Origin of the sequence: Mesorhizobium sp. INR15, assembly GCF_015500075.1 — a bacterium.
In the GTDB taxonomy this organism is placed as follows: domain Bacteria; phylum Pseudomonadota; class Alphaproteobacteria; order Rhizobiales; family Rhizobiaceae; genus Mesorhizobium.
In genome coordinates, this window is the sequence record NZ_CP045496.1 from 1,058,234 (window position 1) to 1,083,593 (window position 25,360).

The 25,360-nt window shown below is 59.2% G+C and carries 29 protein-coding genes and 1 tRNA gene; 24 read left to right on the forward strand and 6 right to left on the reverse strand.

All coding sequences use genetic code 11. The annotated features are described in order from the left end of the window. Positions 1-379 precede the first annotated feature (379 nt). The 7 genes from GA829_RS04985 to GA829_RS05015 all read left to right on the forward strand — a co-directional run bounded on the left by GA829_RS04985 (position 380) and on the right by GA829_RS05015 (position 7,122). Positions 380-1,609, forward strand: a complete 1,230-nt coding sequence (locus GA829_RS04985) for a tyrosine-type recombinase/integrase (RefSeq protein WP_195177449.1) — start codon at positions 380-382, stop codon at positions 1,607-1,609. Continuing rightward, a complete protein-coding gene (locus GA829_RS04990; RefSeq protein WP_195177450.1) occupies positions 1,606-2,049 on the forward strand; it encodes a hypothetical protein in 444 nt (147 codons plus the stop codon). The genes GA829_RS04985 and GA829_RS04990 overlap by 4 nt, the downstream gene beginning before the upstream one ends. Before the next feature lie 292 nt (positions 2,050-2,341). Then, entirely contained in the window at positions 2,342-2,947 is a 606-nt protein-coding gene (locus GA829_RS04995; protein ID WP_195177451.1) for a hypothetical protein, read from the forward strand. A gap of 27 nt (positions 2,948-2,974) precedes the next feature. Then, a complete protein-coding gene (locus GA829_RS05000; RefSeq protein WP_195177452.1) occupies positions 2,975-3,235 on the forward strand; it encodes a hypothetical protein in 261 nt (86 codons plus the stop codon). 173 nt (positions 3,236-3,408) lie between these two features. Next, complete coding sequence (locus tag GA829_RS05005) at positions 3,409-5,943, forward strand: AAA family ATPase (protein WP_195177453.1); 2,535 nt, start codon at positions 3,409-3,411, stop codon at positions 5,941-5,943. A gap of 274 nt (positions 5,944-6,217) precedes the next feature. Continuing rightward, a complete protein-coding gene (locus GA829_RS05010; RefSeq protein WP_195177454.1) occupies positions 6,218-6,796 on the forward strand; it encodes a hypothetical protein in 579 nt (192 codons plus the stop codon). Continuing rightward, positions 6,793-7,122 carry a hypothetical protein gene (locus GA829_RS05015; protein ID WP_195177455.1) on the forward strand — a complete coding sequence of 110 codons (330 nt, stop codon included), beginning with the start codon at positions 6,793-6,795 and terminating at the stop codon, positions 7,120-7,122. The genes GA829_RS05010 and GA829_RS05015 overlap by 4 nt, the downstream gene beginning before the upstream one ends. On the opposite strand, the gene GA829_RS05020 is transcribed toward GA829_RS05015, so the two are convergent. From GA829_RS05020 to GA829_RS05030, 3 genes are all read right to left on the reverse strand, one after another. Then, on the reverse strand, positions 7,123-7,701 hold the full coding sequence (locus GA829_RS05020) for a recombinase family protein (protein WP_195177456.1): 579 nt from the start codon (positions 7,699-7,701) through the stop codon (positions 7,123-7,125). Between the two features lie 107 nt (positions 7,702-7,808). Beyond that, positions 7,809-8,162, reverse strand: coding sequence for a hypothetical protein (locus GA829_RS05025; protein WP_195177457.1), 354 nt, complete (start codon positions 8,160-8,162; stop codon positions 7,809-7,811). 2 nt (positions 8,163-8,164) lie between these two features. Next, the gene (locus tag GA829_RS05030; RefSeq protein ID WP_195177458.1) at positions 8,165-8,473 is read right to left on the reverse strand and encodes a helix-turn-helix domain-containing protein; all 309 of its coding nucleotides are present in this window, start codon (positions 8,471-8,473) and stop codon (positions 8,165-8,167) included. Positions 8,474-8,865: 392 nt separating this feature from the next. On the opposite strand from GA829_RS05030, the gene GA829_RS05035 reads away from it, so the two are divergent. The 5 genes from GA829_RS05035 (at position 8,866) to GA829_RS05055 (ending at position 14,591) form a co-directional block, all read left to right on the forward strand. After that, the gene (locus GA829_RS05035) at positions 8,866-9,030 is read left to right on the forward strand and encodes a hypothetical protein (RefSeq protein ID WP_195177459.1); all 165 of its coding nucleotides are present in this window, start codon (positions 8,866-8,868) and stop codon (positions 9,028-9,030) included. Between the two features lie 272 nt (positions 9,031-9,302). Then, positions 9,303-9,839, forward strand: coding sequence for a hypothetical protein (locus tag GA829_RS05040; protein ID WP_195177460.1), 537 nt, complete (start codon positions 9,303-9,305; stop codon positions 9,837-9,839). A gap of 157 nt (positions 9,840-9,996) precedes the next feature. Beyond that, a complete protein-coding gene (locus tag GA829_RS05045) occupies positions 9,997-10,476 on the forward strand; it encodes a hypothetical protein (RefSeq protein ID WP_195177461.1) in 480 nt (159 codons plus the stop codon). Positions 10,477-10,485: 9 nt separating this feature from the next. Further along, positions 10,486-11,787, forward strand: coding sequence for a hypothetical protein (locus tag GA829_RS05050; protein WP_195177462.1), 1,302 nt, complete (start codon positions 10,486-10,488; stop codon positions 11,785-11,787). Further along, positions 11,784-14,591, forward strand: a complete 2,808-nt coding sequence (locus GA829_RS05055) for a hypothetical protein (RefSeq protein ID WP_195177463.1) — start codon at positions 11,784-11,786, stop codon at positions 14,589-14,591. Before GA829_RS05050 ends, GA829_RS05055 begins: the two co-directional genes overlap by 4 nt. 16 nt (positions 14,592-14,607) lie before the next feature. On the opposite strand, the gene GA829_RS05060 is transcribed toward GA829_RS05055, so the two are convergent. Then, positions 14,608-14,904: a hypothetical protein gene (locus GA829_RS05060; RefSeq protein ID WP_258052152.1), complete on the reverse strand. Its 297-nt coding sequence runs from the start codon at positions 14,902-14,904 to the stop codon at positions 14,608-14,610. A 6-nt stretch (positions 14,905-14,910) separates the two neighbouring features. After that, the gene (locus tag GA829_RS05065) at positions 14,911-15,087 is read right to left on the reverse strand and encodes a DUF768 domain-containing protein (RefSeq protein ID WP_374940385.1); all 177 of its coding nucleotides are present in this window, start codon (positions 15,085-15,087) and stop codon (positions 14,911-14,913) included. Between the two features lie 421 nt (positions 15,088-15,508). On the opposite strand from GA829_RS05065, the gene GA829_RS05070 reads away from it, so the two are divergent. From GA829_RS05070 to GA829_RS05105, 8 genes are all read left to right on the forward strand, one after another. Continuing rightward, positions 15,509-15,703 carry a hypothetical protein gene (locus GA829_RS05070; protein WP_195177465.1) on the forward strand — a complete coding sequence of 65 codons (195 nt, stop codon included), beginning with the start codon at positions 15,509-15,511 and terminating at the stop codon, positions 15,701-15,703. 6 nt (positions 15,704-15,709) lie between these two features. Continuing rightward, complete coding sequence (locus GA829_RS05075) at positions 15,710-16,024, forward strand: hypothetical protein (protein WP_308462327.1); 315 nt, start codon at positions 15,710-15,712, stop codon at positions 16,022-16,024. 697 nt (positions 16,025-16,721) lie between these two features. Next, positions 16,722-17,111: a hypothetical protein gene (locus GA829_RS05080; RefSeq protein ID WP_195177466.1), complete on the forward strand. Its 390-nt coding sequence runs from the start codon at positions 16,722-16,724 to the stop codon at positions 17,109-17,111. 184 nt (positions 17,112-17,295) lie between these two features. Continuing rightward, positions 17,296-18,573: a P-loop NTPase family protein gene (locus GA829_RS05085; RefSeq protein WP_195177467.1), complete on the forward strand. Its 1,278-nt coding sequence runs from the start codon at positions 17,296-17,298 to the stop codon at positions 18,571-18,573. Between the two features lie 483 nt (positions 18,574-19,056). Next, entirely contained in the window at positions 19,057-19,521 is a 465-nt protein-coding gene (locus tag GA829_RS05090; RefSeq protein WP_195177468.1) for a hypothetical protein, read from the forward strand. A 9-nt stretch (positions 19,522-19,530) separates the two neighbouring features. Then, on the forward strand, positions 19,531-20,361 hold the full coding sequence (locus tag GA829_RS05095; protein WP_195177469.1) for a thermonuclease family protein: 831 nt from the start codon (positions 19,531-19,533) through the stop codon (positions 20,359-20,361). 176 nt (positions 20,362-20,537) lie between these two features. After that, positions 20,538-20,834, forward strand: coding sequence for a hypothetical protein (locus GA829_RS05100; RefSeq protein WP_195177470.1), 297 nt, complete (start codon positions 20,538-20,540; stop codon positions 20,832-20,834). Positions 20,835-20,893: 59 nt separating this feature from the next. After that, positions 20,894-22,111: a hypothetical protein gene (locus GA829_RS05105; RefSeq protein WP_195177471.1), complete on the forward strand. Its 1,218-nt coding sequence runs from the start codon at positions 20,894-20,896 to the stop codon at positions 22,109-22,111. A gap of 87 nt (positions 22,112-22,198) precedes the next feature. Here GA829_RS05105 and GA829_RS05110 read toward each other — a convergent pair. Then, a tRNA-Gly gene (locus GA829_RS05110) sits at positions 22,199-22,273 on the reverse strand. Positions 22,274-22,495: 222 nt separating this feature from the next. Here GA829_RS05110 and GA829_RS05115 point away from each other — a divergent pair. From GA829_RS05115 to GA829_RS05130, 4 genes are all read left to right on the forward strand, one after another. After that, on the forward strand, positions 22,496-22,993 hold the full coding sequence (locus GA829_RS05115) for a prolyl-tRNA synthetase associated domain-containing protein (RefSeq protein ID WP_195177472.1): 498 nt from the start codon (positions 22,496-22,498) through the stop codon (positions 22,991-22,993). Between the two features lie 88 nt (positions 22,994-23,081). Beyond that, positions 23,082-24,068: a thioredoxin gene (gene trxA / locus GA829_RS05120; RefSeq protein ID WP_195177473.1), complete on the forward strand. Its 987-nt coding sequence runs from the start codon at positions 23,082-23,084 to the stop codon at positions 24,066-24,068. 148 nt (positions 24,069-24,216) lie between these two features. Next, positions 24,217-24,885, forward strand: a complete 669-nt coding sequence (locus tag GA829_RS05125) for an LON peptidase substrate-binding domain-containing protein (protein WP_195177474.1) — start codon at positions 24,217-24,219, stop codon at positions 24,883-24,885. A gap of 32 nt (positions 24,886-24,917) precedes the next feature. Continuing rightward, positions 24,918-25,157 (forward strand): Trm112 family protein, encoded by a 240-nt coding sequence (locus GA829_RS05130; protein ID WP_195177475.1) that lies wholly within the window; start codon positions 24,918-24,920, stop codon positions 25,155-25,157. Positions 25,158-25,360 lie beyond the last annotated feature (203 nt).

Genomic DNA, 25,360 nt, shown 5'->3' on the forward strand with positions numbered 1-25,360 from the left:
GGGCTGGCCGGCTTGGTCGCTGAAAAAGTGCTTGAGAAGAATCCTCCAAGCAACATGATTCCGAAAAGCGGGAATTGATACGAAACGCGGCTTAGAAGTTTCGCCGTGCTGCCCACAGAAATGAAAAAGGCCGGAAACGATCCGGCCTTTTTTCACTGATGCTTGATTCCCCTGAAGGAAACTGGAGCGGGTGAAGCGATTCGAACGCTCGACCCCAACCTTGGCAAGTGTGTGGTCCAACAGTTCCTCGGGTGCCCCGGGGTTTATGCAACGCCGGAATTGCTGCGGAAAGCAATAGCTTAAGAGATACCTATGGGTTATAGTGGGATACACCGGTTCACGCAATCGGTGCTGCCCCTGTGCTGCCCCGGGAATTGCCGTGCTGTCCAAAACCAAGCTTACCGATGCTGTCGTCGCCCGCGCCACGCTGCCACCTGGCAGATCGGAAGCTGTGATTTGGGACACCGAGGTGACCGGCTTCGGCCTGCGGCTCCGTGGCGGCGCCCGTACCTACATCGTTGCATATCGACCGGGTGGACTTGGCCGGGCCGTCAACACCAAGCGCATCAGGCTCGGCACTCCAGAAACTATCCGGACCGTGGCAGACGCGCGGAAGCTTGCGTTCGCAGCGTTGGGCAAGGTGGCTGCAGGGGGCGATCCCGCGAAAGATCGGGCGGAGGAAAAGCGTCGCGACAAGGCGCGAGTGTCGAAGCTGCTCGATCGCTACGAGGCCGACCTGAAGCGGCGCAACTACGTCGCCTGGAAGATGGTCCTGAGCGTCCTGCGGAGACGACTGAAAAAACATGCCGAAAAGGACATTGCCCAGCTTAAGGGCACCGATTTTGCCACCATCATTGAGGCCTTGGAGCGAGCCGGGATGCAGGGTGCTGCGGATGAATTCCGCTCGCGCTGCCGCGCGTTTCTGGCCTTCTGCCAGGTAAAGGCGAAGGTGATCGACAGCAATCCGCTCTACGGCTACCGCCGGCAACGCGCCACCCGGTCGGACCGCCTGACAAAGAAACGGCACGGGCGAGCTCTTTCAGACGATGAGATCGTTCGGGTATGGAACGCCGCGAAGCCCGACACAGTTTTTGGCCGATTCGTTCGCTTCCTCATCCTTACGGGCTGTCGCCGCGGCGAGGGCGCAGGGCTCGAGCGGAAGATGGTGGACCGGACGGACCCAAAGAAGGCCGTCATCAATCTGCCGGCGACTTTCGTCAAGCAAGGGCGCGGGCACACCATAGGCGTATCGGACCTGTTGGCCGCCTTGTTCGCAATGTGCCCGGTCGATGCGCGTTCCGATCTGATGTTCCCCTCGGCGCGCACCGGTGGGCCGATGAGCGGTTGGAATAAAATGACGGCAGCCCTTGTGAAGGTTAGCGGTGTCGACTTCACTTTTCACGATCTTCGCCGGACATTCCGCACCGGTCTAAGCCAGCTTGGAATCGACACGGAGACCGCCGAATTGTCATTGGGCCATGCTCGGGAGAACCTGATCGAAATCTACGACAGGGACAACGGCGCGGAGCGGGTCCGTTTTGCGTTTGAGGCTTGGTCGGATCACGTCGACCGTGTGGTGAAGGCGGCACAGATCGGAGCCTTTGGATGACCGCGAAGTTGGGCGACATCGTTGGGAAAGGGATATTGAAAGCTCCAGCGCCGAGCGATGGGTTCGACATGTTGGTCGCGCTTGCTGCCCGATACGACGTTGAGCCCGCCGAACTATTGGAGCGGCTCTCGGGGTCAGACGTGCTGGCAAAGATATGCCGTGATGTGCTGGGCCTTCCCGGTTCACAAAAAGGCCCCGGGCGCGAGCCGGACGACGATTTGAACTGGCGCCTATTTCGCTTTGTGATCGAATATCGTCTCCTACACGGCGCCAGCCTTAATCAGGCAATCCGCGAGTGGGTCGCGATAAACGGGGGTGAGAACGAAAAAGCATCTGCCGAAGGCAATGCCCGTAGGCGGTTCAAGCGCCAATTCAAACGGTGGGGCTCGATCGCCACCCTTCAGACGCTTTACATGGACCGGCCGCCGGAGGGGACATAATTCGCGACGGTTTATGTCCCTGCTACCGGGGGTTCCTCTCGGCTACGGTTGATCAATCAACAGACGATCAACGGACGGCCCCCATGCTATCGCTTCCGCAAAATACCCCCAATCTCGCCGCGCTGCCGGCGGATGCCCTACTCACCCGAAAGCAGATGTCGGCACTGTCAGGCTTCACAGAGCAAGCCTTCAAAAAATGGGCACGGCTCCGGCGCGGCCCTAACGTCACGGTTATCGAGGGTCGGCCGCGTTACCGCGTGGCCGACGCGCGCGCCTGGCTTGGGGCAGCCCAATGATGGCCAAGAATGGCGCCCGCACCCTGATGCAGCGCGCCCTCACCGACCTCCCGCGAGGGCCTGAAGACATCGTCGAGCTATTTGGCCCGGCCCACGTGCGCGATATCACGATCCAGATCCTGCAGGGCGTGGGCTGCAAGCTCGACGGCGACACAATGTCTGTGGAACTTCTCATCCAGTACGCTCGGCAAGTCGATGTCGAGCCTCGGCTCAGACAGTGGCGCAGATCATTCGAACGTCCTCATCGCGGTCGGCCGCCGACGGATCTTTTCGATGCGACAATCTATGCGGCCGCGAGAAACCGGTTTCGACACGTCAAGAATGGTGCGGCCGCAGCAGCGGAATGGCTCGGTCTTCCCGCCACGAAGGACCGCGTCGAGAAAGGCGACAAGCTCTTTCGTCGCCTGATGCCCAGGGCGTATGCCGGCGTTGGATTGACGCGAGACGTTGCGCTGTTGTCGGCTGCACGCATCATCATCGATATCACCAAAGATCTGGAAGCTCTGGCGGAAAAGATGAGCCAAGAGCGCGCCGCCGCGTCACGCGCCAAAAGGACCGGTCGGCATGCCGCTTTTTCGGCGCAAATGTCGACGGCAAAGTGATCGCCCCATCAACGGAAGGCGACCAACATGCAGACCAAACAAATCGAATACGTGCCGTGGCGCGACCGCGCCTTTGTGTCGATCCCCGAAGCAGCCGAGATAGTCGCCCGATCGCCAGACTGGGTGCGTAACCGGTTAGGTGAAGGACGGCTTCACGGCTGCCGGGTAACACCCGGCGGCCCTCTCGTCGTGACAGTGCGAAGTCTGGCCGAACTCGTCGATGGCGTCTTGCTGTCGGCACCTCCGACGCGGCCGACGCGGCTCTACCTGGCAATCGACAACACCTGAAAAGCAATGGCCCGTGGCTCTTGCAGGAGCTCACGGGCCGGGAAGGTATCAGCGACGTGAATGTAGCCCAAAAACCCCCAACCGTGCAACCGTCGACCTTCGGCGACATCATCGGGCGAGCCCGGCCGCCGGTGCAACAGGTCGCCACAATCCAGGAGGTTTCCCCCCCAGTCGTGTCGATCGATAGAAAGGAAGTGGCGTTCTCCATCATGGAGAGCAGTGGCGCATTGGCAAAGACGTTCAGCGTCGACCCCACGACCGGCAGGCCGATCAGCACGCGTAGCCCAGGCATGGCAACCGGTCTCGCACGTCGGGTCACAATTGCCGGTGACGCGGCGTCGATTGCTACGGTCTTTGCGAAACATTTGACAGCGTTGACTAGCTGCGAAGCGCTGGTTCTCGTTCCGCCGCCTGCGGGCAATGAAAGCGCGCAGATTGTTACCGGCGCGATGCTGGACGCCGAACCCGACGCCATTGCGCGAAGCAAAGCCTTCTTTGTTCACCCGCGTGGCCCGGCCGTGCTCGGTCTCGATTTTGACGTGAAAGATTGGCCTGCGGATATCCGGGCGCGTGTAGCTGCGGCACCTGGCGAGTTGACTGGCGTTCTTACCGGTGTCTTCGCCGAATTCGGAACCGCGTGCACGGTTCTCCGACCGTCATCGTCGACTGGCGTTGTCAACACGATGACCGGGGCGACGACGGGCGCAAATAGCGGGCAGCATCGATATCAGTTTGTCGCCGACGGCGCCGACATCGCATCATTTGCTGATAGGTTATTCGCCAAGCTTGTACTGGCCGGATTCGGCTTTCCCTTCATTTCCAAGAGTGGCGCGGTGTCGGTCCGCACGCTCATTGACAAGATCGCAACAAAAGGGCCGGAGCGGCTCTGGTATGAGGCCAGTGCGCTGCTCGACGATGTCCGCCTTGCGTATGCCCCAGGCGCCCGTGAGCCCCGCATTATCAACCCGAACGGCGGGTTCCTCGACACCCGGCGGCTGGCCGCTCTCTCGCCCAACGAAGAGGCGGAATTTGTTCGCCGCGTCGAAGAAATCAGACGGGCCTGCGCGGCCGATGCGGCGGCGATTGCCGCAAAGTACCGTAGCGCTGAGATCAATCGGTACGTAGCAGCGGGCGAATCGCCAGATGTGGCAGAGCGCATCGTTTCAGCCGCCGTTGAGCGGTCGGAACTCATGGGGAGCTTCCGGTTACATCTGGACGATGGTCGACGGGTAACGGTTGCCGAGATTCTGGCAGACCCGGAACAGTTCCATCGCAAGACGTGCGCCGACCCGATCGAGCCCGAGTACGGCGGGGGCCGAAACAAGGCGATCATATATACCGATGGCTCCTACCCTCACATCGCCACCCAGGCACATGGCGGCGCGGACTATCGATTGGTGCCAGACTTCGCAGCGCTCTACTTTGAGCATCCGCCTCGAGGCGGGGTCAGCGTCGTGGCCGGGCTGGTTGATCCCAAAATCCTGCCGGTCCGTACTTTCTTGATCGAGCCACGGCTGCCGGTCGGCGACGTCACTCAATGTGTGGGCGAACCAGGCATCAGTAAATCGACCTTCGCCATCCGAGACGCGGTGATCGTTGCAACGGGGAAACGTGATGTGCTTCGCGGCGCCAATGGCGAAAGCCACGAGTTGCTGCACAAGGCCGGCCCCGTTCTGGTCTACAACGCCGAAGATCGCCTAAGCGAGATGGAACGCCGGCTGGCAGCCTGCCAGCAATATCTGCGGCTGAAGCCCGAGGACATGAAGCACCCCATTATCCTGTGGTCTGGAGTTGATGGCGAAACGCTGACGATCATGCACAAGCCGCATGACCACAAGCCGCTGTGCCGCGCGCCAGGTGCGGATCTGTTGGAGGCGAGAATTGTCGAGCATAAGCCGCTTCTTGTTGTCCTCGACCCGCAGGTAAGCTTGATGTCGGGTGGCGCCGAAAACAGCAACGACGACCTCAACGCCCTTCTCCAGGAGATCGCCAACATAGCCGCCAAGCACGGCTGCTGCGTTGAGATACTGCACCACACGAGTAAGGCAAGCCGCGATCACCGCGGCGACATGGGCGCCGGCCGTGGCGCCTTTGCAGCCGTCGGGAAGGTGCGAAGCGCCTTCACCCTGACCAACGTCACTGGCGAGGACGACGAGAAGGCCTGGGGCGTGTCCCCTGCCGATCAACTGATCCGGCTCGACTACGCCAAAGTCTCACACAACCGGAAGCCGACAGAGCCGACCGTGTTTCGTCGGTTGAGCGTGCCGGTGAACAATGGAGCGGGTATTCCCAGCGGTGTAGCGGCGGCGCTCTTTCAAGACGACCCAGCCGAACGCCTGAAGGCCGAAGGTGACTTTGCCCCGGTGTTGGAACTGGTCGATGTGAGGAGTCGTGTTGGCACAGCACGCGACGTTTCCGACGACGAGGCGCTGAATGTCGCCCGGATAGTGGACTCGGTGATGGCCGATTTCGACGAATGCAATCTGTCCGGCATTTGGGCGACGGTCGGCGAACATCTTCGGCGGGAGGGCGTGATCAAGGCCAAACAGCGGCCGGCCGTCACGGGTTACGTGACCGCAATCATCACGGGATCCGGACGCGTAATTCAGCGCGGGGGACAAGATGTCCGACTTCGCGTGTTCAAAAAGAAGGATGGCGATACGGCCCCGTGGTTTGTCCGGCGTGACCCCGTAGAGACTGGTGCGTGATGAAGATGCTTGTCGGTCCTTATCTTCAGCTTGTCGGCGACAAGCAAAAAAATCAGCAAAATCAGGTACTTACCCTGTATGTCGCCAGCTTGTCGCCGCTTGTTTTCTGGAAACAAGAAACAAGGCGCCGAAAAACCCAACGATTTCAATGCTTGTTTGCTTGTCGGTGCTTGTCGCTACTACGTAGGGGGTTGTCGGACCGACAAGCCCGACCCCCACACGGTAGACGGACGGTTGTCGGAATACCTCAAAGACACCTTTCGGGAAATCGGCTGTGAAGAACCCAAGGCGCTCCAAACAGTCGACGGGCTGGCGCGGATCAGCGGCGCAGCGGCTGGTCGCCGTTGCCGCCTTGCGAGACTGGAACGCAAAGCGACCTATCCTGCCGAAGTGCGGCGCCAAGCGAAAACATGACGGCGGCGTCTGCCGGCAAGTCGCCCTGGCTAACGGCCGCTGCGCCTGGCACGGGGGCCGCACCCCGAAGAAGGACAAATGGCATCAACCGCGATGGCCGAATGCCGACGCGCCTGACGTCGCGAAAAAGCTTCACCGAAAAATTGCGGATCTCGATCGCGCCAAGACGAAGCGCGCGGCGCGCGTAGCGAAGATGTCGGACGAGCAGCGCGAACGCCACGAGGCGTGGCATCGCGCGCGACAGCCCGGTGCAGCGGCACTGCGGCAGCAGGCACGCGAGCAACGCAAGGCGGCCGCCAGCGTCCGCGCGATATTGTCGGCGCCACGGCCGCCGGCCGATGCTGAAACGGTCGCTCTTGAGCGTCAGATCGCCGCGCTGAAGGCCGAACGCGACCACGTCATATCCGAACAACAGAAACTGACAGGGGCTTTCGCATGAGCGGTTTTGACGACGAGTTCGACGACGACGAACAGCGGCGCCGCGCCGCGATTATCAGACGAGCTCGTGTCGAAGGCATCGAAGCCGCGTTCGAATCCGCGCTGATCGTGTGCAAGGATCTCACGGCGTCGGCCCAGGCGCGCGCAAGTGCTCAGAGAACCCTGCTCCAAATCGGCGGGTTGCTCGATCGTGCCGATCGCAACGCCAGCGTCCAAAAAGACCCGGCTGAAATGGATGGCCATGAACTTCAGAAAGCCACTGACGAGGCGCTGAGAAAGCGTCGCGCGCTCACTAAGCCTGTTGCCGGCAAAGGAGCCTTTGAGTGATCAAACCCGTGCGGGGCGTTCTGCTGTCGCAAGAACTTTCTGCACGGTCGCTTTGCTGAACCCGACTTCAGCGGCGACCTTACGAATGCTCCGCCCTTCGCTGCTCAGTTTCACGATCTGGGCTTTAATCTCCGGTGTCACCATGGCGGGCCGCCCGCCGCTCTTGCCTTCGGCCTTGGCCTTGGCGATCCCTTCCATCTGTCGTTCTCTCCGGAGAGCAGTCTCAAATTCCGCGATGCTGGCGAGGATGCCAAACACAAGCTTACCGGTGCGCGTAGTCGTGTCCAGCGACGCGTCGTCCAGTACCCGAAACCCGACGCCCTTAGCCGTGAGCCCTTCCACGATCTGGTGAAGATGTGAGGCTGATCTCGCCAACCGGTCTAGCTTCGTTACCACCAGCGTGTCGCCCTCGCGGGCATAGTCCAGGCATTTCGCTAGCTCAGGCCGCTCCCGGTCCAGGCCCGACAGCTTCTCGTTAAACACCTTGGTGACGCCGGCTGCCTTCAGCTTCTCCACCTGCGTGTCGAAGTCCTGTCCCGTCGAGCTAACCCGTGCGTAGCCGATCATCTTGCCGTCCATTGCTGTACCCTATTGTCTGAGACTAACGTGTCCACATAGTTAATGGACGTAAAGAGTACAGTCAATGAGGTGGTGGCCAGAAAGTGTACTTTCTGGCCACCTACCGCTTACATTTCGCAGACGAGGCCCCATTCGCGGCGATAGGCCTTCATCGCCTCTACAGTTAATGCAAACGGCATTTGCACATTGAACACCAGGAGCTTTGATCTAGCTCGTCGCCCGGACGATGCGATGAGTTCATCGCTCCACGCCAGAGCCGCTTCGATCCCTGGTGTAGCAGCATGGCGTTCTCGGAACTCCCTCGCCCACATAGCCCAACGCGGAAGCTGCTCCGGGTAGAGGACGACCTGCATGAGCGACATTTCTACAGAGGCGTCAGGGGTCTCAAATCGATGAAGTGACACCCATTGGGCGGCGCCGGGCTTGTGCATTTCCGGACGTGAAAACTTTCCAAATCGCATGTTCAAGGGTTCCTATTTGCCTTTCTGCGTCGGCTTTCCTTTTCGAGTTGAAAATTCTGGCGGCCTAGCCAGATCCTTCGCGCAAGTGCCGACGGACTTTCCAGTTTTGTCCCGCCGCGTATTTCTTTCTTTTTGTCGACCTGCGGCAAAGCTTTGACCTTGAGATTCTCTTTATATTTCTCGAAATCAGCTTCCTCGATCATTACAGGTCGGCCAGGGAGGTAGGCTAGAAGCCCTGTCATCCTGAGACGCTTGACCTTTGCGACGGAACAGCGAAGCCGCTCGGCGACCTCATTTTGCGTTAACAGCATGGAAAGCGACCCCCAGATAGCACTGACGCCAAAGATAAATCATTTAGCCCAAAGTAAGTCAATGATCATCCATGATGACTGGTTAGTATGTATTGTTGATCAACAAAATCACTATTATCTACATTGCTTGGTGACGGCAAAATTAACCTTGACGTATGTTTATGATTGCGCCTAGATAGCGATAGGTTTAGCGACCTCTAAACACACGGTGCGAAGCTTTCCGAAAGCTTTTACCTGCTATATTTGGTCCAGGGTCTGCACGGCATGTCCAAGGCGCTCTCTTGCCTAAAACCGTACGGAGCCGTTGTGCGGTTCGCTAAGCCCTGGATCAAACCTTTAGCGAGGCACGCACCATGTCGAACGTAATATCACTGACCACTGGACGTCCTGTTTTGAACGATGAAGCGTCATTCGAGATTCTCAGTTGGGACGATCCGATCATGAAGAACTACGTCCGCGAAGGCGGCCGCGTGGCCGTTGATGGCCTGGTTCCGATTGCCTTGGCTGAAGAAATGAAAGCCCTGTGTGATCGTTACAACGCAGCAAGGGCGGTGTGACGGCAAACCCAAGACAGGGCCGGAGAGACGATCGATCTGTACGGTCGTCTCGCCTTGCCCCTCTATCTGTCGCCCGGCGCAGCCCGAGCCACCACCCCCCGGATCAGTCAAAACGACAAAGCTGGAACTGCGGCGACGCGCCGTCCAAATTTGACCCCGTTTCAAACTTTTGCCTTCCACAAACCCCCGCCGAAACCCTTTCAAAATAGGCAATTTTTCCGCGCGCGGCCCTTCTCTAAGATCGTTGTCAGCGAAATAGGACACCGGTCGTCATGCCGTACGAATTCATCATCCCGTTTGCCGACGATGGGCACGAAGAAGGCGATCCGCCGAGCCGCGAAGAAATCGCTTTCGACGACGCCATCGACCACATACGGTTCAATCTCTGGAAGATGACACTCGGCCATGTCTCGCCCAGTTTCGAAATGCCGCTCGTTTTAAGGTCGATCCGCAGTTTCCGACCGGCATTCCAACTCGACGGGAAGCGGCGCGATCAGATCATCAACGATATTTTTGGTGCGGCGGCAGCGGCGGCCGATCGACTTCCCAAGCAGTACAGTCGACACCAGATCGCGATCGCGATGTCTGCGGCCGCCATCGTCGTTTCAGAGTGGGCCGCCACGGGCAAAGAACGGGCTCGCCAACACCCCCACAAAATCGATGACGCGAAGATGTGGATCAGGATGTTCGAACGCGACATGCGGAACATGTCGGACTACGAGTATTTGCAGAGCCGCAAACTCAAGCGCGGGCGCGAAGCCGACACCAGGCAGAAGCGGAATCTCACAACGTTCGCGATTGCCGCGTGATGCTGGCTTTCTTGGACCAAATCCCATATGATCGAAGTGCCGGAAAAACCGCGAAACTCGGGCAGTCGCTCCACCGTCGGGCTTCACAGCTTGGCACGTTCAAACGAACCTCATATCAAGCGCGCTCGCGCTGATGGTTCTTTGATGGAGCTTTCCGGTGACGCATGAGAATACCGAACAATCCACGGACGCTACGCGCCAGCACTTGGACAACGCCGTCGCATGTCTCCGTCTGGTCGGCTTAGAGCATACTGCGCCCGAGTACGCGGCGGCGCTGGCCCTACAAGAACTTTTCATGGCGGCGGTGGGCGGCGCGGACCTCGCCGCGATTTCCCCCGAGACGGCAGACGATGCGCGACGGCTGATGTTTGCTGCCTGCCCCATTGTCGACGCATCCATCAACGGCAAGATTCCATCGGAGCGGCTGTATTTTTTCCTTGGCGTTGTCTCCGGTCTGCTGACCCCCGGACCCGACCCCTTCCGCGCCGATCGGCTCGACTATTCAAGCCTGATCGCCGCCGAGTTGCGTCTGATATTCCACAAGCGAAACCTTAAAGCACGCGGCTCCCCACTGTTGCGAGACCTTAGGGTTCGAAGTGCTTGGGCACGCCCTCGCGGCGAAACGAACGAAAGCTAGGAGGCACCCGTGCCAATCAAGTCCAGCCCATATTTTCACGATCCTGCTTTTGCCCAAGCGGCGCAGAACCTCGCTGGCCTATTCGAGCCGCCGTCCGGCGCCGACGCTGCCGGTTGGGCCGCAGCCAACGCGAAAAAGGCTGAATCGCAGCGACTGGCCGATTTTTACGACTACCAGAAGAACCCGAATTTTGACCAACAGACGTTCGATCGCATGGGCGTTGCTGCCGGCGCGTATCAGCCAAATCAGAGTTATTACAGCGTCAATGTCGGCGACCAGACCACTCGCCGAGGCCAAGACGTTACGGCAGCCACGTCGCGCGCCAACAACGCCGACGACAATGCCAGGGCACTTCAGACGAATTCGGCCGACAACACACGGGCCGTGGAGACGAACCGCGTGTCGGAACTCGGCAAGCTGTATCAGCCTCTCAGCGAGGGGCAGGTGCGCCCCGACGTGCCGGCCGACATCGCTGGCAATTTTGGCGTAAGCCACGATCTGCCGGCGGCCCAGGGTCGCGCCAAAGCTCTATCGGAAACTGAAGTCCAAGGCGGCCTCGTTCAAAAAATGCGAGATGCAGGCCTGATTAGCGACGACATGGTGGTTGACCGCTTCGCGGGGGACAAAACCCCCGTCGAAGCGATCGGCCCCGACGGGAAGCCGCGATATATGTCGCCGGGTGCGGCCGTTCGCGCTGGCGCGGCACCCTACGACGCGCCAAAGGGCGCGGGCATGACCACAACGCTGCCGGATGGCACCGTCATTCAATTAGGCGGTTCTGCCGGCGGCAAGACGACGGAGTTCCAGGGAAAGCAGGATGCCTATGTTACGCGCATGGCGGGCATGCAGCCTATCCTCGATCAACTCGGTACCGAACTCACCGATTTTCAGCAGGCAGCTTATGACGCTCTGCCGACCGTCGGCACGATCAAGACGGGCAATGGCATGCTGACGGAGAACTATCAAAAGGCCAGCAATGCCGGGCGTGTGTTCCTCCAGTCGGTGCTTCGCCTGGACAGTGGCGCGGCGATCCCGCCCGCCGAAGAAGCACAGTATGGCGACGTGTTCCTGCCGCGACCAGGTGATAAGCCTGGCACGATCCAACAGAAAATGTTCGCCCGTAACTTGGCCATGGAAGGCGTGAAGGCCGGCATGACGCCCGAGCAGGTGCTCGCAACCGGGCGCGCTGTTATTGCCGCAGGCAGTGGTCCGAAAGCCAGTTCGTCACCACCCGGCAATCAAGCGCAACCAACAGGCGGCCAACAGTCAACGAGCCGCATGCGCTTCGATGAAAATGGAAATCCGCTATGACGAAAGAGGCGCAGCTATTCGACGGCACGGTGTTGGAGTTTCCCGACACGACGCCCGATGATGTTATCCAGCGGGTCGCGAAGCAGCAAACCGCGTCGCGTCGGGGCGCTCCACCGGCCGGCGGAAACAACCTCGAAACCCTGATCCGTGGGAACGAGCATCTGCCAGACCAGCAACAGCATTCCACGGCGGCTGATGTTGGGCTTTCGGTTGCCTCTGGTGTGCCGCGTGGCATTGTCGAAACGGCGATGACACCTATCACGTTGAATCGGGCCGCCGAAGGCGTCGGCAGCTATCTGTTCGACAAAGCTGAGGGTCCGGTTCGTTCCGCGCTTGGGATGGATCCGGCCGTTCCTGGGCCAGACCACGACCGCGTCAAAGACTTTATCCTGAATCCTCTCACCGGGGCCGCGAACTATGCGTTGCGCACGGTCTCGGGTGATGAAAATGCCGACGTTCGCCAAGGGCCATATGTTGCACAAGACGCTGTTCGCGGCGCCATGGACAGCACACTGCACACACCCGAGACGCGTCTCGGCAAATACGCCGGGACCTTCGCCGAATTTCTCGCACCCGGCGGCCTCCCCAGCAAAGGCGCTCGGTTGGCTGAGACTGGCCTCGGGGCGATTCGTAAATATGGCTCAGAGGCGATCGGCAACGTGGTTGCGCCAGCCATTATTTCCGAGACGGCTGGCCAGGCGACGGAGGGCACACCCTACGAGGGCGTTTCGCGCTTTCTCGGCGCGCTGTTCGGCAATGCCGGCGCTGCCGGCGCTCGCGTCCACAACGCACCGGAAAACATCGTTCGGCGGGCCACTGGCGACGTCACTGACGCGCAATGGCAGCGCGCCCGCGAGCTCCAGGCCAATACGACCGGCGTAAAGCTCACTGGGCCCGAAGCGATTGGCCAGGCAACCGACGGCGCCAGCGCCCTGACGAACGTGCAGCGGATAGTTGAAGGATCCGTCGATGGTCGTGCTCGGACTGGCGCCTTCTTTGCGCAGCGGCCCGGCCAAGTTGACGCCGCCGTCAACAACACGTTGGATCAGATCGCGCCGCAGCACCCGCAGCCGTCCACACTCGGCCCTGCGGTCGCGACCGCCGCCGAGCGGGCTGTCGGCAACACGCCGCCCGGCCAAGCACTTGCTGATGCCGTTCACGGCACAGGGCCGCGCACGACCGCCATGCAGGCTGGCGAAGACATACAAGGCGCGCTGCGTCGCATCTTCGATCGCCGCGATGGCATGCGTGATGCGTTGGCCGATCAAGATTACACGGCGGCGCGTGCCGCGCAGCCTGGCATCGATGTCGGCGGTCTTCAGCCGGAGACAGTGGCCGCAAACCGGCCGGTCTATTCCATCCGCCCGACAGCGGCTGATGAGGCGGCGGGAGCACCTGCGGCCATGACGCCACAGCGCGTCGATCAACCACCGCAGCCGATCGCCTTGGAAAGTCGCACTGGTGCGAACGCCGTCCAGGTCGATCCGCGCCCGGTGCTGCGTTACATCGACCAGGCGCTGGTAAACGCCCGCGGAACAACCGCAGACGCCCTGACTACAGTGCGTGGGGGCATCATGGGCCCGAACGGTGCCGACACCGGTGTGACCGGCCTCGACAATTTGCGAGGCAATATCAATTCGATGATCTCGAGGGCCGTGCAGGAAGGCGACGGTCAGACCGCCGAAGCACTGCGCAATGTGCAAGGGCATCTCGACGGAGCGCTGGAAAGCGTTCCCGAATATGCTGCAGCCCGCCAGGGCTTTCGTGCTGCCAGCGTGCCGGTTCAGCCATTCGAGAACCCGGCCATGAACGACGTCATCCGTCGCGACCAGTTCAACCGGAATTTCGTCACCCCGCCTGAAAGGGTGCCCGGCACGATCAGTGCGGGTGGGCCGACAGCGGCTCGTGAGTTCAACAGCGTGGCTCCGACGGACGCCCGCATTGCATTCGAAAACCATCTGGCAACGCAGATTCTCGACAAGGCCACAGACGCAAGCGGCCGCGTCAACGGCGATATGCTGTCGACCGCGTTGCGCGACAACCAGGACATGCTTTCACAGTATCCGGCAATGGCTGCCCGTCTTCAGCGGATCATCGGCGCCAATGCCGATATGGCACCGGTTCGCGCCAGCCCGCTCGGCCAAGTGGCAGCGGCCAAGGACACCACCGGCGCCGGCAACGCAATTCTGCCGCAGAACCCCCTCACTGGCTCCGCTGGAGAGGCCGGCGACGCTGCGCGACGGCTTGCTGCCGAAGATCCCGCAACGACGGCCGCGCTGGTGCGCCAGAATCTCGCCGATCGTCACACCAAGGCGTCGACCGACAGCCAGGAAGGCACGCACGAATACGCCGGCGCCAAATTCCGCAAGGATGTGGCGGGCAATGGGACGCGCCAAGAAGTGCTCGACGCGGTGCTGCGATCCCTCCCCGCCGATAAGGCGTCGGTGTCGATGCCCGAGCTTTTGGACGTACTCCAGGCGACAGGTCGGCGAAAGCCGGTCGGCAGCGCCACCGAGTTCAACCGTGCAACGAACGCCGACCTTGGGGACGCCTCGCCGACGGCACGCGCGATCGCGGTTGCGACGTCGCTCGGCCGATCGTTGTTCACCAATGCGGGCGACGCGGTGCGTCGGAAGGCTATGCGCGACGGTCTGGGCACTCTGGCCGACATGTTCATCGCACCGAATTCAGTCGACCTGATCCGAAACGCCAGAAACAACACTGGCGGCCGGATCGCAGGCGCCGCCGCGATGCGCACGGCAGCGGCGGCCGGCGGTACTCTTAACGAACGTTCACCTCGATAGGCCGCGCGATCGTATCTTAACGGCCGCCCTTGGCTTTAGCGTAAAGGTTTTGCCCCATGCCCGACGTCTTAGTCGAATCGGGCGAGTAGATCAGGCCGACATCCTTCGTCTTGCAGACTTCGCACCTCAGCTTCGGCCGCAGATCCCATTCCATCGCCGGGGTGTCGGGGCCGAAGCGGTCGCGAAGATTTACGAGATCCAGTGTCTTGCTGTGGCCGCAGGCGGCGACGTAGCAGAACGCCGTCACTGCCATTTTGGCATCGATGAGAGATTGTAGGGTCCAGCTTTTACCCATGTTGTCCGTAGGGTGCATGACGGCTCAATCCGTCACTCCGGCGTCGTGGTGGACAATGGCGTCAAAGATCGTCTGGTAGATGCTACCGCCGACGTCTTCCTCGATCTCCGTGCTGCTGATGCCTACCGCCTTGGCATCGGCGAACAGCTTCTGGGTAAGCTCGGCGACAGAGATCACGTCCGATCCAACGGTCTCCGGCACGTTGTTTCGCATCCACTGATCAAGGAAATTTGTACCTCGCGTGCTCATCCGAACCAACCGAACGTAAGGCTGACCACCCCCACCGCGACCAGAATTGAGAGAGGCACGGCGGCGACCAGAGCCGCTTCTAAAATTCGTGTTTCTTTATCCCTGAACATTAGGCACGCCTCATGAAACCCTCATTGAGGCTAACAAGCTGCAAGTCCCCGATTCGGTTCCACTTGGTTGCCGCGCCAATTCCAACGCCTTTGGCCCGCGAGCGCCTAGCCGTCGATCTGCCAACATTTTTATGCGCGCACTCGACGGGTGGCCCAACAAGTGCAACTTGAAAAACTGTTCCCGAAAAATAACATCAGAACTTATTTAATGCGGAAGGGGGTAGAGAAGCCCCGTCCGCAACAAGTAATTTGAGGGACCGAAAATGGCTCTGTCGGGCGAACGTGGCGTCGAACTTATCTACGAGCTTATCACCGCTGCGGACAACCTAGAACGAATGACGCCGGAAGACATCGCAGGGCTTTTGTGTGAGGCGGCAATGGCTCTGGCCGATTTGCTGAAGCCAGAAGGGGCGCCGACACACAGATCACAATGCACAGCGAAGCCGGCGAAGGATTAGCGGCCAGTGGCCAAGTTTCGCAAAGAGAGCCGCCCTATGCATTCCGTCGCCCGACAGATGACGTCGAGCGAGATCCCGGCTTTCGTCAAGCGTGTGATCGATGCCGGATGTGACATCTGTGCGATCGACCATTTTGGCTACGTACTCGGCGACGTTGAAGAAATGTCGGCGGCGGCAGATGAGCTTCAGCTGATCGGCGAAGAATTCGGCGATCGGGGTTTTCTGCGCAACGAAATTGTGGCCTACCTGCGCTCGATAGGACGGTATCTCGATGTCGACACGACTTACGCGCATTGGTCCCAGAACCCGAAGGTGCAATGAAGTCAATTATGCCCCCGGCTGGACAAAATGCGATAGGTCGATCAAGCCCGCGTTTAATTTGCCTTATGCCCATTAGCTTTGAGGAAGTAGCGGTATCGAAACCGGCTTTAATTTGACTGGCAACCGCCGAAGCATTTGATTGTACGACCTTGATACTTTCGCGTGGCTGCTTGAACAGCTTTCTCATAATCGGCTTGGCAGTGATCCAACGTAGCGTTTTCACGATTAGCGCAGCGGTCCTTGCAGGACCTAGCAAGTTCTTGATAACCAACACTGCAGCTCCGCTCGCATTTCTGTTCTTGAATGCGTGCTCGTTCGTCACATTGATTCTTGACGTCTAATTCATCAGAATATGCCGTGATTACCGACGAGAAAAAAGTCGCCACAGTTAGGACCAAAACGAACACCCGCCTCAACTGGATACCGCGATTCATTACACTGCCCCACTTAATCCATTGCACCTGGAATCGGTTTCAGATCGCGTGAGATCGATCACGATCAAACCGGATAACATGAATCTAAAAGTGGAGCTATGCAAATTGCCTGTGGATGCCGGAAATCGGCAACTCGCAAGGAAAATCTGAAAGGTCACGAGTCTCATAGTCGCCTTAGGGGCCGAGGTTTTCTAACAGCAGATCCATCTAGACTCTTGAAACCCCGCTGATAGAATAATGGCAAAGGATGCTGTGGGGTTTTAATGAACAATCTATTGTTTTCCGCTTTGATAGCGGCAACATTTGCGGCACCGTCACACGCTTTAGCTGAAAGGCGTTGCCTACCGGGGGGATTTTTAGCGGACGAACAAGTGCAAATCGCCATCTGCATGACGGTTGGAATCCCGGCGCAAAATGGTGATTTGCTCATAGTTGCAACCAATCCCATCCGAACAAGCATCGACATTATAGCCAAATGTGAGGTTAGTATCCTGGATAAAACATTTAAGTCAGGCGGAGTCGCTTTCCAAATGCGCCCCAACAAACCAGTTGATCAATATATCATTGAGCCTCAGATGGCGGAGAGCTTACAGTACGCCTTCGTAACAAATAACCCGCCGCCCGTTGCCAGCTGTGAAATAGCAAGGTTCTAAATTTCCTGCCGCTTCCGAGCGATGTAAAACGCTCACTGTACGGTTCGAGAGCGAGGGGCGAAGGCGGGCTAAAGTTTTTCCACGCGAAAGTCCTGCAACGAAGCAGGCCGCAGGTCTTCCTCGCCGCGCAAGTGCTTTACACGACCGACGATGCCCGGTTTGAGCCGGCTGGGGACACAAATCTATGAAATTTAACCCGTTTAAGCCAAATGGAATTATCTCTCCTGGTATATTCACGGGAAGGCTTGACGAAATGAGAGCCATCGAACATGGCTTGTTTCAAGCCAAGCACGGCAATCCAATACACTTCATGATTCAGGGAGAAAGAGGGATCGGCAAGAGTTCCCTGTTCTTCGTTACTAAGCTCGTTGCCAATGGAGAAATAGAGACATTCACAAACGAAAAGTTGAATTTCTTGGTGATATCTGTGGACCTAGGCGCAGCCTCGAATCAAATGGATATCATTCGGACGATCGGTCGCGAGTTGAAAGACACCATCGGCGCTAAGTCTGCCGTCAAGGAGCGGGCGAGAGCGTTTTGGGATTGGGCCACAAATTGGGAAATACTAGGGGTCCGATACCACAAGGATGGGGACTCGTTCGACCCTCACGAGGCTCTCGACGCCTTCGTTTCCCAGGTCGCAAGCCTATGCGGCACACTTTCGGGCGAGATCGACGGCATATTGATCTTGATTGATGAAGCGGACCGTCCTGGAGCCGATGCGAAACTTGGCGAATTTTGCAAACTGATGACGGAGCGTCTGGCGCGCAAAGAGTGCAACAACGTCGTGCTTGGCTTGGCCGGATTGCCGACGTTGTTGGGTCGACTAAAGGAAAGCCACGAATCTTCGCCTCGCTTGTTTACAACGATGTTGCTCGACCCCCTTTTGCCGGCTGAGCGCATTGAGGTAATCGATCGCGGGATGAAAGTGGCAAACGAAAAAAACACTGCGGCCACGAGCATAACCTTAGAAGCCACAAATCTGCTGGCCGATCTCTCGGAAGGTTACCCACATTTCATCCAGCAATTTGCGTTCTCCGCCTTTCAGTACGACAAGGACAACCTGATCACGGCAGAAGATGTAATCGGCGGAGCCTTTTCAGAAAATGGGGCGCTGTCGCAGCTTGGGGACAAATATTTTAACGAAATGTACCACCTCAGAATTGCTTCAAACGACTATCGCCACGTACTCAACACCATGGCAGCGCATGGTGACCAATGGGTCTCGCGGAGACAGATAATTGAAGAGTCTGCCCTTGCCAAAACGACCGTGACGAATGCCCTCAATGCCCTAAAGGCCAGGCAGATCATTATGTCAGACGATAGTAGGAAGGGCCGGGGCTTTTATCGCCTGCCCACGCGTTCTTTCGCCGCATGGATCAACGCTATACGTTCAGTTTCTGAGCGGACAGAAGGCCAAGTCGGGTTTGCTGCTGGCGTCCCTCTGGATACCACCTTTTAGGCGTCCTCATTGGCACCTATTACCACCTATTACCCCGGATGGGTCTGCACCTGCTTCCTGCGCAACTCGCCAATCTCGCGTTTCATGCCTGGATGACGTTTGTTCTGAACCGTGAGTAAGCTATCCCCGGCTCGCTTCATCAGCGCGTCCAGCACTGGCCAAGCGTAGGGAAACCACAAATGGGAAACAAAAACCCGCCAGCGCGAGCCGGCGGGCTGAAATCAGAATGGGCGGCCAGGGGTTTGAAGTCTAGCCGTGGGCACAATAGGCTCGACGCTATTGGAAGGCAATCAATCATCGGTTCTGCCCTCGGGGCCCGCTCTTCAGCGCGCGTCGTCGACCTGGCCGCGCGGAGATCGTAAAGAGCATTCTGAATTTCGCGTCGGACCGGCACGATCAGCGGTTCGGTTTGCTTGCGAGTTGAGAAACAAACAGCTGGACTCTCTCCGTCACTTTGCTCCAGTATTTGCTGGGGGACAACAAATGAACAAAACATCAATTCTTGCGATTGTGACGCTATTAGGCGGTTGCAACTCTACATACAGTGTTTCCGACAGCGAATTGACGGCAAAGAGCACGGTGACACTGTGTCACGAATTGGCCGTGAGCACTGACGAACATTACCGAATTCGGGCGGCTGCGCTTCTAGTAAAGCGCGGTGCAACGGCCGAGAAGTGCATGCGCCTTGTCCAGGCGGACAATGCGGTTGCGACTGGCATAGCGGTGGCTGCTGTGGGTGGCGCGGCGGTTGCAGTTGCCGCTAACAATGGCGGTGGAGGATATTACGCACCCCGCCCTGTTTACGGCGTTGCCTGGGACCAGTTCTATGGCCAAGGATACAACGTGATCTGGCGCTGTCGAGATAAAGCCACCGGCCGGTTCGTGGACGACTACTACTGCGCCGGGATGCCGATGATCGACACGGCATGGCCGGGCTGGTCGGCGTAGAGGGGCGCCATGGATAGATCACGGCACGACAATCGATCTGATCAGTGGCGAAAGCGCACCGGGGCCAGGCGCCGGCGCGCAATCCTTTTGGCCAGCGCGCCGAAGCGCGTCGTCGTCATCACGGTCGCAGCCATTGCAGCATTGATTGCGCAGTTCTTCATGCAGCATGGCGGCAAGGGGCCCGATCTCAATCTGTCAAACTTGGTCGGGCCATCTCCAGCGCCGATCGTCGGCATCGCCTCCGTCATCGACGGCGACACGATCGAAGTGCATGGGCAGCGCGTCCGCTTCAACGGCATAGATGCGCCAGAGAGCGGGCAATACTGCGACGACGCCAAGGGGTTTGAATATCCCTGCGGCCGGCGATCGGCCGAGGCGTTGGACAAGTTCCTGGCGGCCTCGAGGCCCGTCCAATGCAAATTCATCGATTGGGACCGCTACGGCCGCTTCGTGGGCGACTGCCAGCGCGCAGATGGCACCAGCGTTGCGGCCTGGATGGTCGAGCACGGCCAGGCGCTGGATTGGCCCCGCTACAGCCACGGCGCCTACGCAGCGCAGCAAGCAAAGGCAGAGGCGGCGAAAGTCGGAGTGTGGGTCGGGGCTTTCCAAGCGCCTTGGTATTGGCGCGCGGCGCACGCGGACGGTACAGCGCCGTCGAGCCAGCCGCTCGGCATCGTGAACCGCAAGCTGGTCGCGCAGAGCGGCTATTCGTGCGAACCGCGGCGAACGTGCAAGCAGATCAGTTCATGCGACGAGGCCCAATGGTATCTTCAGAACTGCTCGTGGGGCGGGAAGCTCGATCGGGACGGCGACGGTGTGGCGTGCGAAACGCTGTGCTGATTCCGAATCAGCCGTCAAAGTCGGCAAACGCAACTATTGGTCTAAAACGCGACGTCGCATCTCATAGCCGTTGACATTGTGCCGCAAATATCTAGTTGCATGCACGGATCAAATTTTCACAAAGAAAAGTCTTGACTCGTGTGTTACGGTTACGAATCACATTCTAGGAGGGATCGATGCAAGGAATCCTGATCGGCGCTGCGGTGCTGGCGGCTGGTTCGCTCTTGTTCGCGTCCGCAACTTTGTTTCGAGCAGCTGTTATTCACTTGACAGCCAGATCGGACGTCATTCGCGACGCGGAAGCACATTCGCCTCGCTCGCCATCGCGGGTGATCAAGGGCGAAGTCGAGACCTATAAGTCCAACAATCGGCGTGATGCCTCGATCGCTGCGGGTGTAGCCCGCGACCGGCGGGCCAATCGTATTGTCCTGCAAGGGCGCGTATCCGATGAGGTTCTCGAAACCTTAGTCTAAACTAAGCCGGGGGGCAGGTGGGGCTACATTTAGGCTGGATCCCGAACGTTGCGGGAAAGTTGTCGTTCACCTTAAGCGGGACGTCAGCTTACCCCCGGCAGTTCCACCATTCGACAAACATCGGCACAGGCGGACGTCACTTTATTGGCTTCCAACACCGCAATCTATCGGACACCACAATCCCCTTCCTGACCGACTGGCCAATTTTGAGGAGCCTGGTCGACAGTTGGGTTTTCAATAAGGACGGCAATTTCGTCTTTCTGTGTTTGTTTAAAGTTGCCGATGATCGGGAGTCAGCCAATGGCCGGATCTATGCCTTTGAACGCAACGTTTGGCGGGAAGTTCGGGCGAGTTTCGACGCGGTTTTGAACGAGTTGCCAGCTTCTTGGGATGATGAAACAGTGCTGCACGATGAGTTCAGCCAGGAAAATCTCGACAAGGCGGGGTATAGCGCTCGCTTCGACATAAAGAGAAACGGCGTTACTGCGATCGATACCCTCTCGGTGGCTCCAGATGACAGGCCGGAGATTCGGGCAGAACGGCTTGAACACGCGTTCGCGGCGCAATCGTATTTTTGCCTTAGGGACCTACTCCACACCCATCGTTTTCACTCACCATCATCTGACACGATCATCGATGTTTACGATGATCTAGATACTTTGAAGCGCCAGGTAAATTTTGGCCTTATGCGTAGAGCCCTTTCAGCGCGCAGAGTGCAGACTGTTGAAGCGCAGCAGCGAGCGATCGGTATAATTGCCTACCTCAAAGCATTTCGCATCAACGTGATGAGCGCCGCAGACCGAGAGGCGCTCAGTTTTAGCCTGGACGAGACGTTGGCGGCGATAAACGCGTCTATACCGTTGATTGCCGCAAAAGAATTCCGCTCCCCAAAAAACGCGTTAGACAGGTTGAGGTTAAAGGTCATCGCGGGTATTTCGATAATTTTTGGCTATGCAGCGCTAATAAAAGACAGCAAGGTTCTTGTTCCGCAGCAACTGTCTTGGGTGCGATCACTGTTCACGTTTATACAGGAGAGGATCGGCCTGGCACTGCTCTCAACGGTCCTACTAATCTGGTTTATACAGGTGCTTCTTTCGCTCAAGAATGGGAAGCGCGACGATATTTTGCGGAACACCTCCCGTGTTGCGTTGGCGTTTAGGGTCCGGAGATTTGCGATTTTCGAGATCGTGGTGGCAACGGGAATGCTCACGGGTGCATTGCTATTGATCGCATGGATTTTTGAAACCCTGCTGTCCGGTCCTGCAATCCCGGGGTAGTGCTGCCCAGGTGCTGCCCCGAAAAGCGAAAAGGCCGGATCAAAGTCCGGCCTTTCTTCGTAAATGCTTGTTTCCCCTGGAGGAAACTGGAGCGGGTGAAGCGATTCGAACGCTCGACCCCAACCTTGGCAAGGTTGTGCTCTACCCCTGAGCTACACCCGCTCGAGCGGCCTTTCGGGCCGCAAGCCGGGCCTATATGGCTGAAGAGCGCGGCGATTGCAACAGGGAAATCGCAGGCTTTTTCGAAGGCCGGAAATGAAGCCGGCAAGGCTGGGCGCGCGGCAAGGAGGGCGGATTCGCTGTTCCGATCGCTGGATGGCCTTGTCTCATCCGCATCATTGGCCGTAAACGGCATGGCAGGAAACGTGACGAAGAAGAAAACCGATGCCGAAGACCGAAGCCGAGCTTTTTGCCTTTCTCGCCGACCTTGGCATCATTGCCTCGACGCGGCGCCACCCGCCGTTGTTCACGGTTGCCGATTCGCAGTCGCTGCGCGGTGAAATCCCCGGCGGGCACACGAAAAACCTGTTCTTGAAGGACAAGAAGGACAGTTTCTTCTTGGTCACCGTCGGCGAGGACGCGGTTGTCGACCTCAAGCAGATCCACCACCTGATTGGCGCATCCGGGAAAGTCTCGTTCGGCAAGCCGGAGATGCTTTTGGAACTGCTTGGCGTCACGCCCGGCGCGGTCACCGTTTTCGGGCTGATCAACGATACCGGGCATCGGGTCAAGATCGTTCTCGACCAGGCGCTGATGGAGCATGCCGTCATCAACGCCCATCCGTTGACCAACGAGGCGACAACCTCGATTGCCGCTTCGGACTTGATCAGATTCGTCGAGGCAACGGGACATGATGCTGTTATCTTGAAAGTCTCGGCATGATCGCCACATGGAGGGCGGAAAACCGACTGCATTTTAAGGCCGTTGCGCCGCTGCCGCTGGCCGAGGGCGCGACTGAAAGGGTGACGAGATGAGCGACAACAATCCATTCGGCGGCCCTGGCGGCCAGTATACGACCTCGGTACAGTATGGCGGCACCGAGCGCGACCGCCCGAAAGTGACGCTCGGCGAGGCGCCTGCCGTCGATGTCATCAAGGATACGACGACCGCCGCCTTTGCCGCCGATGTCATCCAGGAATCGCGCCGCCAGCCGGTGCTGGTCGACTTCTGGGCGCCGTGGTGCGGGCCCTGCAAGCAATTGACGCCACAGCTGGAAAAGGCCGTGAAGGCCGCCGGCGGCAAGGTCAAGCTGGTCAAGATGAACATCGACGACCATCCGTCGATCGCCGGCCAGCTCGGTATCCAGTCCATCCCGGCGGTCATCGCCTTCAAGGACGGCCAGCCGGTCGACGGCTTCATGGGCGCCGTTCCGGAGAGTCAGATCGCCGAATTCATTGACAAGGTCGGCGGCAAGGGTCCCGGCGGCGTGCCGCCCGTTGCCGAGGCGCTGGCAGCGGCAGCCGAGGCGCGCGACGCCGGCGACATGCAGACCGCGGCCGATATCTATGATTCCATCCTGGAGCAGGCGCCGGAGACGATCGAGGCGATTGCCGGGTTGGGCGACCTCTTGTTCGAGGCCGGCGATATCGACGGCGCCGAGGCCTTGCTGGCAGGTGCGCCGGAAGCCAAGAAGGATGCACCGCCGCTGGCGGCACTGCGTGCCAAGATGGCGATCGCGGCGCAGGCGGCAGCGCTTGGCAATCCGGCTGAGTTCGAGCGGCGGCTGGCTGAAAACCCAGGAGATCATCAGGCGCGTTTCGATCTCGCCATGATCCAGAACGCCAAGGGCGATCGCACGGCGGCGGCCGACAATCTTCTGGCGATCATCAAGGCCGACCGCACGTGGAACGAGGACGGCGCCAAGACGCAGTTGCTGCAGCTGTTCGAAGCCTGGGGCATGACCGACGAAGCGACGCTGGCGGCACGCCGCAAACTGTCGTCGCTGCTGTTTTCCTGAGCGGGCTGCTTTGTCGCACCGGCTTGGCGACGGAAGCCACCGCTCCAGATTAGTGCATGCCGCTCAAGATGGTCGCCGGTTTTAGGGCATTGGCAGGCATCGTGACCAAGGGAAATCGCGCTTCTCGGTGAAGCGATCGGAGGAACAGGTGCAAGCGGGAAACGCGCATTATCGGCAGGGCAAGGACTTGCCGTCGACGATCCCGATCTTCCCGCTCGAGGGTGCGCTTTTGCTGCCGGGCGGCCGTATGCCGCTCAACATCTTCGAGCCGCGCTACCTGCAGATGGTGGATGATGCCATTGCCGGTTCGCGGCTTGTCGGCATCATCCAGCCCAGCCTTGATGGCGCCTTGCGCGACGACGGTGAGCCGGAGCTGTGCAATGTCGGTTGCGCCGGCCGTATCATCGCGTTCTCTGAAAGCGGCGATGGCCGCTACATGATTTCGCTGCAAGGCGTCTGCCGGTTTCGCATCGCGCAGGAACTGACGGTCAAGACGCCGTTTCGACAGTGCAAGCTCTCGCCTTTCCTCACCGATCTCGATGAAGATCCGGCGACCGAGGTCGACCGGCCATCGCTGCTCAAGGCATTTCGCGCCTACCTGCAAGCCAATGATCTCGAAGCGGACTGGGAAAGCGTCAGCCGCGCCGAAAACGCCATGCTGGTCAATGCGCTGTCGATGATGGCGCCCTATGGGCCTGCCGAGAAACAGGCGCTGCTCGAGGCGCCGGACCTGAGGACACGCGCTGAAACGCTGATCGCCATCACCGAAATGGCGCTGGCGCGCGAGAATGACGATTTTGGCTCGAGCCTGCAGTAGATTGGTTCTGCGGCAGGGCGGAGTGGGAAACAATGGCAGCGGATGGGCGTGATGCAAGGAAGGTCAATGTCGACCCCAAGCTGCTGGAACTGCTTGCCTGCCCGCTGACCAAGGGGCCGCTGGCCTGGGACCCGGAGCGTGGCGAGCTGATTTCGCGGATCGCCAAGCTCGCCTATCCCGTGCGCGATGGCATCCCGATCATGCTGCCATCCGAGGCGCGGACGATCATGCTGGATGATGCGGTGCCGCCGCGCCTGAGCGGGCCGAGCTGAGCGTTCATACCTTCGTCATCCCAGGGCGGAGCAGCCGCAAAGCGGCGTCGCGGAGACCCTGGGATCCATGCCGGGACGAGGCCCGAAGAGCGCAGCAGCACAGAATACCCACTTTTTCCTTTGTTCTCGTCGTTCCGGAAGAGATTCTGCTCCCTTGCGGGGCTACCAGGTCACGGAATGGATCCTCGGGTCTGCGCAACGCC